This window comes from Frigoribacterium faeni (assembly GCF_007988805.1).
GTDB lineage: Bacteria > Actinomycetota > Actinomycetes > Actinomycetales > Microbacteriaceae > Frigoribacterium > Frigoribacterium faeni.
The window spans coordinates 81,875-94,266 of record NZ_BJUV01000007.1 but is presented as its reverse complement, the minus strand read 5'-3'; the positions used below and the strand labels follow the sequence as shown (position 1 = coordinate 94,266).

Annotated in this window: 10 protein-coding genes; 6 read left to right on the top strand and 4 right to left on the bottom strand. The window is 75.5% G+C overall.

Annotated features, from left to right (window positions below; genetic code table 11):
• The 6 genes from FFA01_RS05105 (at position 1) to FFA01_RS05080 (ending at position 7,529) form a co-directional block, all read left to right on the top strand.
• Positions 1-720 carry a TetR/AcrR family transcriptional regulator gene (locus tag FFA01_RS05105; protein ID WP_244289700.1) on the top strand — a complete coding sequence of 240 codons (720 nt, stop codon included), beginning with the start codon at positions 1-3 and terminating at the stop codon, positions 718-720.
• Positions 717-1,460 carry a hypothetical protein gene (locus tag FFA01_RS05100; RefSeq protein ID WP_146853644.1) on the top strand — a complete coding sequence of 248 codons (744 nt, stop codon included), beginning with the start codon at positions 717-719 and terminating at the stop codon, positions 1,458-1,460. Before FFA01_RS05105 ends, FFA01_RS05100 begins: the two co-directional genes overlap by 4 nt.
• Positions 1,457-3,628, top strand: a complete 2,172-nt coding sequence (locus FFA01_RS05095; RefSeq protein WP_146853642.1) for a YhgE/Pip domain-containing protein — start codon at positions 1,457-1,459, stop codon at positions 3,626-3,628. Before FFA01_RS05100 ends, FFA01_RS05095 begins: the two co-directional genes overlap by 4 nt.
• 120 nt (positions 3,629-3,748) lie before the next feature.
• Positions 3,749-5,038 (top strand): glycosyltransferase family protein, encoded by a 1,290-nt coding sequence (locus FFA01_RS05090; protein WP_182501173.1) that lies wholly within the window; start codon positions 3,749-3,751, stop codon positions 5,036-5,038.
• Entirely contained in the window at positions 5,035-6,120 is a 1,086-nt protein-coding gene (locus FFA01_RS05085) for a glycosyltransferase family 4 protein (RefSeq protein WP_146853639.1), read from the top strand. Before FFA01_RS05090 ends, FFA01_RS05085 begins: the two co-directional genes overlap by 4 nt.
• On the top strand, positions 6,117-7,529 hold the full coding sequence (locus tag FFA01_RS05080) for a tyrosine-protein kinase domain-containing protein (RefSeq protein WP_146853637.1): 1,413 nt from the start codon (positions 6,117-6,119) through the stop codon (positions 7,527-7,529). The genes FFA01_RS05085 and FFA01_RS05080 overlap by 4 nt, the downstream gene beginning before the upstream one ends.
• 72 nt (positions 7,530-7,601) lie before the next feature.
• On the opposite strand, the gene FFA01_RS16220 is transcribed toward FFA01_RS05080, so the two are convergent.
• The 4 genes from FFA01_RS16220 to FFA01_RS05060 are packed head-to-tail and all read right to left on the bottom strand — an operon-like array spanning position 7,602 to position 12,386.
• Positions 7,602-8,840, bottom strand: a complete 1,239-nt coding sequence (locus FFA01_RS16220; RefSeq protein WP_146853635.1) for a glycosyltransferase — start codon at positions 8,838-8,840, stop codon at positions 7,602-7,604.
• Complete coding sequence (locus FFA01_RS16215; protein WP_146853633.1) at positions 8,837-10,102, bottom strand: hypothetical protein; 1,266 nt, start codon at positions 10,100-10,102, stop codon at positions 8,837-8,839. Before FFA01_RS16215 ends, FFA01_RS16220 begins: the two co-directional genes overlap by 4 nt.
• A complete protein-coding gene (locus FFA01_RS05065; protein WP_146853631.1) occupies positions 10,099-11,331 on the bottom strand; it encodes a hypothetical protein in 1,233 nt (410 codons plus the stop codon). Before FFA01_RS05065 ends, FFA01_RS16215 begins: the two co-directional genes overlap by 4 nt.
• Entirely contained in the window at positions 11,328-12,386 is a 1,059-nt protein-coding gene (locus FFA01_RS05060; RefSeq protein ID WP_146853629.1) for a glycosyltransferase, read from the bottom strand. Before FFA01_RS05060 ends, FFA01_RS05065 begins: the two co-directional genes overlap by 4 nt.
• Positions 12,387-12,392: the final 6 nt, after the last annotated feature.

The window sequence follows — 12,392 nt, the reverse complement described above, 5'->3', positions numbered from 1 at the left end:
GTGACCACGACCTCCCCCCGCACGCGAGCGCCCCGACGCGACGCCGCCGCCAACCGCGAGGCGCTGATGGCGGCCGCGGTGCGCCTCCTGAACACCGATCCGACCGTGCCCCTCGAGGCCATCGCCGCCGAGGCGGGGCTGTCCCGCCGCAGCGTCTACGGCCACTTCGCGACCCGTGACGACCTCGTGCGCGAGGTCACGCTGCGCGGCGCCGCCCGCGTCGGCGCGGCCGCGCTCCCCCCGCGCAGCGAGGATCCCGCCGTGCAGCTCGCCGCGCTCGGGGCCCGTCTCTGGGTCGAGGTCGAGCACGTCCGCGTGATGGCCCAGCTCACGGTCCGCGGCCCTCTGATGCACGTCGTCGGCGACGCGCTCGCCCCGCTTCGGGCCTTCGTGCGCGAGACCGTCCAGCGCGGTGTCGACGAGGGCCGGATGCGCTCGGACATCGACGTCGTCACACTCTCGCACCTGGTCGAGGGGGCCGCCCTCTCCGTGCTCGACGAGGCGACCGCCCGCGACCTCGGTCGCGACGAGGGGCATCGGCTGGTCATGCTCGCCGTCCTGGCGATGGTGGGCCTCGGCTGGCGCGAGGCGGACGAGCTCGTCCGCCGGAGCCCCGAGCTCGCCGTCGACGCCGGCCCGCACGCCGCATCGACGGACGGCGGCGAAACCGGCACCAGAACCAGCACCCGCACCGACGCAGAGACAGAGACCCCCGCATGAGAATCGACCTGCACGACGTCGCCATCGGCGAGGGCCCCGGGGCCGACCTGCCGCCGATCACCGTGAGCGCCGATCAGGGCGAACCGGGCTTCGTCGCCGTCGAGACCGAGAACGCGCCCACCGTGGCGAGCCTCGTCGCCGGGGGCCGGATGGCCGCCGATCACGGCCGGGTCCTGATCGACGGGAGGGACGACGCCGCCGCGATCCGCGCCTCCTTCGCCCTGGTCGACACCCCCGGCGTCGCCGAACCGTTCGGCTCGCTCACCGTGACGCAGGTCGCTCGCGAGGAGCTCGTGCTGGCCGGGCTCCGCAGCGACCGGGCGTCGATCGCCGACCTCCTCGGGTCGATCGGCCTCGACGAGCACCGCCGCACCCGCCTGCACGCGCTGCCCACCGACCTCCGGGTGCGCCTGCTCTGCGAGCTCGCGGTGCTCCGCCCCGAGGTGCGCGGGATCGTGCTCACCACGCCCGAACGCCACGGCGGCGACGTCGCGGCCTGGCTCGCCGTGGTGCACGACCTCGTCGCCCGCGACTACACCGTCCTGGTCGTCACCAGCTACGCGGCCCTGGCCCTGGCCACCTCGGCTGCGGAACCGCTGCCCGAGCCCGAGCCCAAGGTCGAACCCGAACCCGAACCCGAACCGATCCTCTCCGTCGGCGACCCCGCCGGTCCCGACACCGACACCCCCGACGCCACCGCCGCCGTCGCTCCTTCGACACCCGAAAGCGACCGCTCGTGAAGATCGTCACCCTCGTCCGTTCCGAGCTGCAGCGACTCACGTCGACCGGGCTCGCCCGTCTCGCGCTCGTCGCGCTGATGACGGTGCCCCTGCTCTACGGCGGCCTCTACCTCTGGGCCAACCAGGACCCCTACGCGAAGCTCGACCAGGTCCCGGCCGCGCTGGTGAACGCCGATGCCGGCAGCGAGGTCGACGGCGCGGCGGTGAACTACGGCGACGACGTCGAGAACGAGGTGCTCGACGGGGGCGACTTCGACTGGCACCAGGCGACCGCCGAGGAGGCGCGGGCCGGCCTCGAGGACGGGACCTACGACTTCACGTTCACCATCCCCACGGACTTCAGCGCCGACCTCGCCTCGGCGTCGGGAGACGACCCGCAACGGGCGCAGATCGTGCTCGCCACGAACGACACCAACAGCTACCTCTCGACCACGATCGCCGAGCAGGCCGCGAAGACCATCCGCGCCTCGGTCACCGAGCGGGTCGGCAAGGAGGCCGCCACGCAGCTCCTCGTCGGTCTCTCGGACATCCGCACGAACCTGGGCGACGCCGCCGACGGCGCGGCGCAGCTGAACGACGGGCTCGGCACCTCGGTCGGCGGTGCGGACCAGCTCGTGGCCGGCGCCGAGGACGCGGAGTCGGGCGCCGACCGGCTCGCCTCCGGGGCGTCCGACGCGAAGGCCGGGGCCGACCGACTGGCCGCGGGCGCCGCGAGCGCCGCCACCGGCGCGCACACCCTGGCCGACGGGACCGCCTCCCTCAGCACGGGCGCCGCCGCCCTCGACGCGGGACTCCAGCAGCTGCGCTCGAGCACCGCCGATCTGCCGCAGCAGACGCAGACCCTCGCCGACGGCGCCGCGCAGGTCGCGGCGGGCAACGACCAGCTCGCGACGACCGTCTCGGGCGTGGCCGCCGACAGCCAGGCCGCCGCCGACGCCCTGCCCGCCGCGCAGGAGCAGGCCCGGGCCGACATCGCCGCGGCCCTGGCCGCGCAGGGCTACGACGCCGACCAGATCGCGGCGATCGCGGCGACCTTCGCGCCGGTCACCGACGACCTCACCACCCGCCTCACGGACGCGAACACGCAGCTGCAGACGCTGAACGGCTCGGTGGGCCGGCTCGCCGCGGGCGCCGACCAGGTGTCCGCCGGCACGGCCGCGCTCGCATCGCAGACCCCGGCGCTCACGGCCGGGATCTCCGACGCGGCCGACGGATCGACGCAGCTGTCCTCGGGGGCCGCGAGCGCCGCCTCCGGAGCCTCCGATCTCGCCACCGGCCTCGACACCCTGAGCTCGGGGGCGACCACGCTCGACGACGGACTCGGCACCCTCGCCGGCGGAGCGGGCACCCTCGCCACCGGTCTCGGCACGCTGAGCGACGGCACCACCTCGCTGCACGACGGCCTCGTCCAGCTGCGAGACGGCAGCACCACCCTGAGCGACGGCCTGCAGAACGGTCTGGCGCAGATCCCGGCGAGCACCGAGCAGAGCCGCGACGACCAGGCCTCGGCGATCTCCGACCCGGTCGCCGTCTCGGACGACGCCCTCACGAGCGCGGGGACCTACGGCGCCGGGCTCGCCCCGTTCTTCATCAGCCTGGCCGCCTGGATCGGCATCTACGCGCTCTTCCTGATCGTCAAGCCGCTGTCGAAGCGCGCCATCACCGCGGTCAAGGCGCCGGGCCGGATCGTCACCGCGGGCTGGCTCGCCCCCGCCCTGCTGGGCGTGGTGCAGATGGTCGCCCTGTTCGCGATCGTCACCGGGCCGCTCGGCTTCGACGTGGCGCATCCGTGGGGCATGGTCGGCCTGATGGCCCTGGCCTCGGTCACCTTCGCCGCGATCATCATGACGCTCAACGTGCTGCTCGGCAGCGTCGGGCAGTTCCTCGGGCTGGTGCTGATGGTCGTGCAGCTGGTCACCGCCGGCGGCACGTTCCCGTGGCAGACGCTGCCCGCCCCGCTGGCCGCCCTGCACTTCGCACTGCCGATGAGCTACGCCACCGACGGCCTCCGCCAGCTGATGTACGGCGGCAGCCTCGCGACGGCGGGGGGCGACGCGGGGGTCCTCGCCTGCTGGCTGCTGGGCGCGCTCCTCGTGTCGTACCTGGCCGCCGCGCGCATGACGAGGAGGCGCACCCTGCGCGACCTGCGTCCGTCGCTGATCGGCTGACGCCGGGCCCTGCGGGGCGGCATGACCCCGGGAGGCGCGGGTCGGGTTCGTCCCGACCCGCGCCTCCTTCGCGTGCATCTCGTCTTGACGTTCCACATGTCGGTAAACAAAACTGTCGTGATGCACACGATCACACCGTCTCCACGACCCGCCGTCGTCGCCTACCCGATGCACGGCCAGGCCAAGTTCACGGCCGAGGGCTACCGCACCCGCGACGCCCACCTGATCGAGTGGATGGGGCGGCTGACGGGCGGCCGGGGCGGCGTGGCCGTCGTGTCGCGGCCCGAGCCGGCCGTGCTGCGGCTCGCTCACGCGGTGCGTCGCAGCCGGGCGCCCCGTGGGGCCGCGGCCGACACGACGAGGGGGGTCGCCCCGGGCACCCACCCGGTCGACACGATCACCTGGCGACTGCCCGATCCGCGGGACCGACGCCGCTGGTGGCCTCGCTCGGCGGACGCCTACCCGCGACTCCCCCAGGGCTGGCGCGACGTGCCCGCCGTCGTGTGGAACCCCTTCACGGCGCTCGCGCTGCCGCACGCCAACCCGTTCGTCACGGGGCGGACGACCGTGCTCGATCTGCTCGACGACTGGAGCGTGCACCACGCGTTCGCCGGGATCCGCGCCGACGTCGAGCGCGCCTACGCCGCCGCCTTCGCGTCGGCGCACCATGTGACGGCGAACGGCGAGGGCACCGTCGCCCTCGCCCGTCGATTCGGACGCGACGACGTGACGCTGCTGCCGAACGGCTGCGACCCCGAGCGGTTCGACCCGACGAGCGCCGCGTCGGGGCCGTTGACGGTCGGCTACGTCGGCAAGATCGGCCGACGCCTCGACCTCGAGGGCATCGCCGCCTGCGCCCGGGCCGAGCCCGACGTCCGGTTCGTCTTCGCGGGGCCCGTGCTCGACCCGGGCTTCCGACGCCCCCTCGACGCGCTGCCCAACGTCTCGCTGCTCGGCGACGTGCATTACGATGACGTCCCCGCGCTGCTCCGGTCGTTCGACGTCGGCTGGGTCCCGCACCGTGTCGGCACCTCGGGTCGCGGCGGCCTCGCCGGCGGCGAGGTGGGCGGGGACATCATCAAGACGTACGAGTACCGCGCGGCCGCGCTGCCGGTGCTCACGACCCCGGTGGACGGCTCGGACTGTCGGGGGCTCGACGAGGTGCACGTCCTCCCGCTCGACCGGCACGCCGACCTGCTGGGCCGATGGCGTCGCTCGGGGCCTCGTGTCGGACGCCGACCGTCGCCCCTGCCCGCCGCCGCCACCTGGCGACCGAAGTCGCTCACCCTCCTCGACCTGCTCGGCGTCGAGACCGGCGCGTCCGCCGGCCACCTCGTCGGCGCTCCGGCGGGCGCCCCCGTCGGCGCTGCGGCGCGCACCCCCGTCGGCGCCGGTCGGACGACCCCGTGAGGGTCGCGCTGGTCGCCGCTCCCCTCGCCGCCCGGAGCGGCATCTACCGGTCGGCTCACGACCTCGTCGCCGAGGCGCGGTCGCGCGGCCTGCCCTGGACGGCCCTCCTCGGCGTGCGGCCCGAGGCCGCCGGGCCCGCCCTGCGCGCCCCCGGCGTGGCCGAGGTCGTCCTCGATCGCCACGGACTCGACGTCCTGCGCGACATCCGCCGCGTGGTCCACGCCGACCGCGGCGTCCGATCGGCCGACGTCATCGTCTCCCTCGTCCCGCAGAGCGACATGATCGTCGCGTCGTCCCGCGGGCTCGCCGACCGCCTCCGCGTGGCCTGGATCAGAGGGCTGCCGTGGCCGGCCGCCGGCGAGCAGGGCGGACTCCGCACGTCCCTGCTCCGCCGGCTCGAATCACGGGCGCTGCGCGGGCTCGACGACGTCTGGGCGACGTCCCCCCTGCTGGTCGACCAGGTGTCGGCGGCCCGGCAGGCCGCCCTGGTCCCGGCGGGCGTCCCCGGTCTGCCCCGCACGAGCCGTGGCGAGCGCGGCGACGGGCCCCTCGTCTGGGCCGGCCGTCTCTCCATCGAGAAGGGAGCCCGCGAGTTCGTCGACCTCGTGCGGCGGGTCGGCGGCCCGGCCCGTCTGCACGGCAGCGGCCCGCTCGAGGACGAGCTCCGCGCCGACGCCCCGACGGGCCTCGAGTGGGCCGGCTGGGTCGCTCCCGACCGGCTCTGGCACGACGCCTCGGTCGCCCTCACCACCTCCCGGCGCGACGCCTTCGGGCGGAGCCCGGTCGAGGCCGCCACGGCGGGCGTGCCCGTGATCCTCAGCGAGGGCACGGGCGTGGCGGGTTCGCTCTTCACGGATGCCGAGCTCCACCGGCGCTTCGTCCTCCCCCTCGGCGACCACGCCGCCTGGGACGCCGCCGTCCGCGATCTGCGAGGCGACGCCGACCTCCGACGCCGGGTCTCGGATCACGTGCACGACACGGCCTCGGCACTGACCACGCCGCGCTCGCTCGACGCCGCGCTCGACCGTCTCGACTCCCTCCGCCCGACCACCCGCCCCTCCGAACCGACGGCCGTTCCATGACACTCCCCGCCTTCCTCGGCGCCCTGCGCCGCTCCGCCCTCCTCGTCGTCTGCGTGACGCTCGTCGGTCTCGCGCTCGGAGCCCTCGTCGTCGCGATCACGACCCCGCGGTACACCTCGTCCGCCCTGCTGTTCGTGTCGGTCCGCCCGGCGATGACGACCACGGCGGGCGAGCTCGTCCAGGGGAACGCCGCCGCGCAGCAGAAGGTCCAGTCGTATCTCGGCGTGGTGACGAGTCCTCGCGTGCTGCAGCCGGTGGTCGACGGACTCGACGACGGCACGGACCTCGCCGCCGTGACCGCGCAGATCACCGCCGAGAACCCCGCGAACACGGTCAATCTGCGTATCGAGGCCGTCGATCCCGACCCCGCCCGGGCAGCTCGACTGGCCGGCGCGGTCGCCGAGAGCTTCCGCACGGTCGTCGTCGAGCAGCTCGAGCTCCCCGCCCCGGGCGGGACGAGCCTCGTCGGCGTCGAGACCCTGGCGCCACCGGTCGTCGCGACGAGCCCGTCGTCGCCCGAGCTCGTGCCCCATCTGCTGCTCGGCGGCCTCGGGGGCCTCTCCCTCGGCGTGACGGCCGCGACGCTGCGCGCCCGACTCGACACGCGGATCCGCACACGGGCCGACGTCGAGACCGTCATCGGCGGTCCCGTCCTCGGCACGCTGGGCTTCGACCGCGACGCCGACCGGCGCCCGCTCGTGGTCGCCGCCGACCCGCGCAGCCCGCACGCGGAGTCGTTCCGCTCGCTGCGCACCAGCGTGCAGTTCATCGGCCTCGACCGGAGGGCCGGCTGCCTCGTCGTCACCTCGGCGCTCCCGGCCGAGGGGAAGACCACGACGGTCGCCAACCTCGCCATCGCCCTCAGCGAGGCCGGCTCCCGCGTCGTGGTCGTCGACACCGACCTGCGTCTGCCCCGCCTCGCCGACGTCATGGCGCTCGAGGGCGCCGTCGGAGTCACCGACGTGCTGCTCGGACGAGCCGACCTCGACGACGTCCTGCAGCACTGGGGCTCCGGCGGCCTCTCCGTGCTCCCCGCGGGCACGCTCCCGCCCAACCCGAGCGAGCTGCTCGGCAGCAACCGGATGGCCGACCTGCTGGCCGAGCTCGGACGGCGCTTCGATCACGTCCTCCTCGACGCCCCGCCACTGCTGCCCGTCACCGACGCCGCCGTGCTGAGCCGCCTCGCCGACGGCGCGATCGTCGTCACCGCCGTGGGCCGCAGCACCCGCGGTCAGCTCGCCGCCGCGCTCGACACCCTGCGGTCCCTCGACGCCACGTCGTTCGGCGTCATCGCCACGATGCTCCCCACGGGCGGGGCGCAGGCCTACGGCTACGGGTACGGCACGGCTGTGCAGACCGCACCGACGGACGACCGCGGCGAGCCCGCCGGATCCACCGCGGGCGTCTGAGTCCGCGCGGGTCGCGCGCCCGGCCGACCCGCGCCTCCTCGGCATGCGCCGATCCCGGGGAGCGCGGCGGAGTCAGCGACGCGCTCGGCGGGTCCGACCCGAGCCCTCGACGAGGCGGCGGAGCTCGGTCTCGTAGGCGGAGCACACCTGACGCCAGCCGTAGCGCTCGCGAGCGCGCCTCCGGGCGGTGTCGCCGATCCGGCGCGCCAGCCCGGCGTCGTCGAGGACGGTCAGGACGCCGGCGGCGATGGCCCCGGGCTCCGGCGGGACGAAGACGGCGGCGTCGCCGAGCACCTCCCGGTTGTAGACGGTGTCGCGGGCGACGACCGGGGCACCGCACATCATGGCCTGCACGAGGGCCGGATTCGTGCCGCCGACGCTGTGCCCGTGGAAGTACGCGCCCGCGTTCCGCCACAGGGCGTGGAGGCGGCGGTCGTCGCGCAGGTGCCCCAGGTGCCGCACCCGCGGGGAGTGCTCCGCGAGCTCGGCGACACGGCGATCGAGCGCGCCGCCGTACCCGCTCGACCCGACGAACACGACGTCGTGGCGTTCGGCGATCCGCTCGGCGGCCTCGATGAACTCGTCGACCGTGTTCTCGGGGACGAACCGGGCGACCAGCAGGGCGTATCGGCCGGCCTCGAGCCCGGACTCGACCGGGTCGGCGAGCGGCTCGTCGGCCCCGTACGGCACGAAGACGCCGTCGACGCCGAAGTCGTCGCGCCACCGGCGGGCGATCTCGCGCGCATCGCAGACGATGCGGTCGGCCCAACGAGCGGTCGCTACCGCCCCGAGCCGGAAGATCAGGCGGGCGAGGCGACCCCATTTCGCCCGCTCCCACTCGATGCCGTCGACGTTGACCAGGGTCGGGATGCCCCGCACCCGCAGGAGGGGGAGCCAGAAGCCGTTCGCGCAGTTCATCACGAGCACCACGTCGGGCCTCCGCCAGGCGGCGTCGACGACCGCGGTCAGCCCGTGGGTCAGCGTGCTGAGCGACCGGGTCTCGAGCCCGCGGGTCACGCGTCGCACGATGCGCGGATCACGGCCGTCGCGGCCACCGGTCCCGTGGGGCGAGGCGGGGCCGGTCGAGCGGACGGCGTCGTCGGCCGAGCCCCCCGCTCGCCCGTAGACGGTGACCTCCCACCCGGCGTCGGCGAGCGCAGGGGCCAGCCGACGGACGGCCGTCTCGAATCCGCCGTAGAAGCTCGGGTACCCGCGGGTGCCGATCACCGCGACGCGGAGCCGTCGGCCCGGGGCGGCGGGCGCCGCGCTCTCGTCGGTCGACGTGGGCGCGGGGTGGTCGTGCGGGGTCACGGGGATCCTCCGATCCGGTGGCGGGCGGGGTCGACGGCGGACCTGCCGGCGAGACCGGCCGCACCCGCCGCGAGGACCGTCATCGACGGCCAGAACACGTAGTCGAAGGTGACGAGCATGCCGACGAAGACGGCGGTGAGCGACCGGGCGAGCGGATCGCGGCTCGTCATCGAGACGCCGATCACCGCCACGAGCAGGACCACGCCGACGACCCCCTGGGTCGCGAGCGTCGTGACGAGCTGGTTGTCGAGCACCCAGAAGCCGTCCTGCGGGAACAGGCCCTCCTGATAGAGCCGCTCGACCGTCCCCACCCCGCTGCCGAAGACCGTCTCGCCCGGCGGACGGCCGAGGAGGCGCGGGACGGACTCGACGGTGCCCGCCCGGTTCTCGTACGATCCGGACGAGAGGAACCGGTCCGACGCGACGCCGACCTCGTCGACGAACACGACGACGGCGACCGTCGCGCCCAGCACCGCGGCCCCGGCCCGCACGACGCCGCGCCCGTGCGCGCCGACGACGACGAGCACGGCGAGCGCCAGCACGGCCGCGAGCACGATGCTGCGGCTGCCCGACAGGAGCATGCCGACGACGAGCGCGACGACCACCGCGGCGCGGAGGGGCGACGGGAGCCCCCGACCCGAGGCGACGACGATCACGAAGGCCACGCAGAGCACGACGCCGAACGTGATGGGGTGCCCCACGGTGCCCTGCACCCGCTCGAGGTCGCCGGGCAGGAGCGTGTTGACCAGGACGTACGAGTCGAGCTTGCGGGCGGACAGGCCCCACGGCACGGGGAGCCCCACGACGAACTCGACGAGTCCGAGAGCGACCTCGACGAGGGCCAGCGCGACCACGCCCCACCCGAGCACGAGGAGATCGGTCGCGGTCGAGCGCAGCACGCACCAGGTCGCTCCGACCGAGAGCGCCCCGACGCGCAGGGTCAGTCCCAGGGCGTCGGGATAGCCGATCGTCGTCGTGACGGCGGCGACGCCGAACGAGACCGCCGTCAGCCCGACGATCGTCCATCCGCGGCGCCCGATCACCGGCCCGGGTCCGAGGGCGGCGAGCGCCAGGAGAGCGATCGCGCCGTAGATCGCACCCGAGCGGACCGACTCGGGAGCCGCGGTCGAGGCGGTGCCCACCAGCATGGCCGCCACCACGACGAGCGTCGCCCCGCGTCGGGCGGGCCCCGGTACGAGCAGGGCCCCGACGACCACGGCGCATCCGGCGACGAGCGCGCCGACGAGCGACAGGGCGGTCATGACCCGGCCCCCGAGGAGGCGCGGTGCCGGCGGACGAGCGACGGCACCACGACGAGGGCCTGCGTCACCGCCCCCACCGCCTCGGCCGCGGCGAGGGCGGCGAGGGCGCCGGTGGCGCCGCCGAGCGCCCCGCCGCACAGCACCCCGGGCACGCCGACGAGGGCGGCGGCGAGAGCCGCCGTCGTCGTCCGGCGGACCCGGCCCAGCGTCACGAGGGCCAGCCCGAGACCCCGCGAGACGCAGGTGAGGAGGACCAGGACGGCGGCCGCGCGGATCGACGAGGGCTCGGCCTCGACGACGCCGGTGAAGAGGACGTCGACGACGGGCGGCAGCCCGACCAGCACGACCCCCGCCGCGAGGACGCCGAGGGCCGTGTTGAGCAGCAGCGACACCGTCGTGCGCCGAACCGCCTGCGTCGCGTCGGGCACCCCCACCCAGACCTGCAGCCGCTGCGGGAGCACCGCCGCCACGGCGAGCCCCGACCGGGTGAGCCGGTCGACGGCGCCGAAGGAGGCGACCGAGCCGGGTGCGACCGACTGGAGCAGGGCGGCGGGCAGCGACTTGTACAGCGCCGTGACCCCGCGCCCCGCGGTGACGACCAGCTGGGCCCGGACGATCGAGGGCACCGCGGCGAGGCGGTCGCGCCGCGGCCAGGCGACGACGGCCACGGCCCGCGAGGTCGCGATCGCCGTGGCGATGGTCGCCGCGATCGTCGCCGCGCCGTACGCCTCGAGCGGCCCGCCGAGGGCGATGACCCCGGCCGCCCCCACCGCGAAGACGACGCGCGGCAGCGCCTCGCAGACCAGCGTCAGGAGCGGTCGCCCGAGTCCGACGAAGAGCCAGGTCGGGCTGAGCGACCCGGCCGCGACGCCGACGGTCAGCAGGATCGCCGCCGCCCGGTGCTCGTCGACCAGGAGCGCCACGGCGACGACCGCGACGGGCGCCAGCACGGCGAGGGCCGCGAGCCGCGAGGCCAGCGCCTCGTGGTGCACGTCGACGTAGCGCCCGGGGTCGCGCGACACGCGCTGCGGCCCGACGACGACCCAGCCGAGCTCGGCGACGACGGCGGTCGCCGCGCCGATCGATAGCGCCACGGCGCACGCGGCCCATCCGGCGGCGCCGTACCGGCCCGTCACCGCCGGCACGACGGCGAGCGGTGCGAGCGCGGCGACGACGGGCGAGGCGCCGTAGAGCAGGAGGGTGCCCAGCTGGCCCAGGAGGCGCGTCACGACGAGCGGCCCGGCCCGCGCAGGTGCGCCTCGAGACCGGCGAAGCCCCTGTCGACGAGCTCGTCGAGGGCGGGCGCGACGAGGTCCGCCCGGATGGTGCGGGGCACGACGCCGACGAGGGCGCCGGCCAGGGCGTGGGCGTCGCCCGGCTCGGTCTGCACCAGGAGCGACCCGGCGACGACCTGCAGCTCGGCCAGGGCGGGGCTGCGCTGCGTCACGACCGTCCGGCCGCAGGCGAGCCCCTGCCAGACCTTGTTCGCGACGACGGACCGAGCCTTGGCGGAGTCGCCGAACACGCCGAGGACGACGTCGTTGGCGCCGATCGCGTCGACGAGCGCGCTCTCGGGGACCGCGTCGACGAACCGGCAGGCGGCTCCGAGACCGAGACGATCGACGAGGCGCTCGATCCCGTCGCGGCGCGGTCCGCCGCCGATGAGCGTGAGCCGGACGGCTCGGCGGGGCAGGACGAGAGCCAGCGCCTCGAGGACGAGCTCGGTGCCGTGGAGCGGGATGTAGTTGCCGTAGTAGAGGACGCGGAGCGTCTCGCTCGGCGGGGCCGGGGGTCGATCGCGAGCCCAGCGGGGCGCGCCGACCGGCAGCGCCACGACGGGCGCCGCCCGCGACACCCGTCGGAGCTCGTCCGCCCGCATCTCGGTGTCGATCAGGACGAGGTCGGCCAGCCGCAGGGCGAGCCGGTCGAGCACGAGGAGGCGCAGGGCGGCGGGCGAGCGGGGGGCGACGGACCGCCAGTCGACGACCGCCGTCTCGTGCAGGCCGACGAGCCGATCGACGACGAAGCGGGCGCCCCGGAGCCGGGAGACCAGCCACCCCAGCGGAGCATGGCTCACCCTCATCTCGGCCAGGACGACGACGTCGACGCCGCGCGAGCCGAGCCAGAGGCCGCGGAGGTCGGCGGCCGCCCGTCGCACCCTCGACCCGGTGCGACGGCGGGCGACGACCTCGACCCGGGCCCCGAGGCGCTCCACGAGGTAGGCGCGGATGCGGGTGTTGCGCGGGTAGGCGGCGTCGTGGACGCCGTAGTAGAGGACTCTCACGCTGCA

Coding starts and splice junctions, on each gene's coding strand:
- FFA01_RS05080 (WP_146853637.1), top strand. CDS start 6,117: ATGACACTCCCCGCCTTCCTCGGCGCCCTGCGCCGCTCCGCCCTCCTC.
- FFA01_RS05100 (WP_146853644.1), top strand. CDS start 717: ATGAGAATCGACCTGCACGACGTCGCCATCGGCGAGGGCCCCGGGGCC.
- FFA01_RS05090 (WP_182501173.1), top strand. CDS start 3,749: ATGCACACGATCACACCGTCTCCACGACCCGCCGTCGTCGCCTACCCG.
- FFA01_RS16215 (WP_146853633.1), bottom strand. CDS start 10,102: ATGACCGCCCTGTCGCTCGTCGGCGCGCTCGTCGCCGGATGCGCCGTG.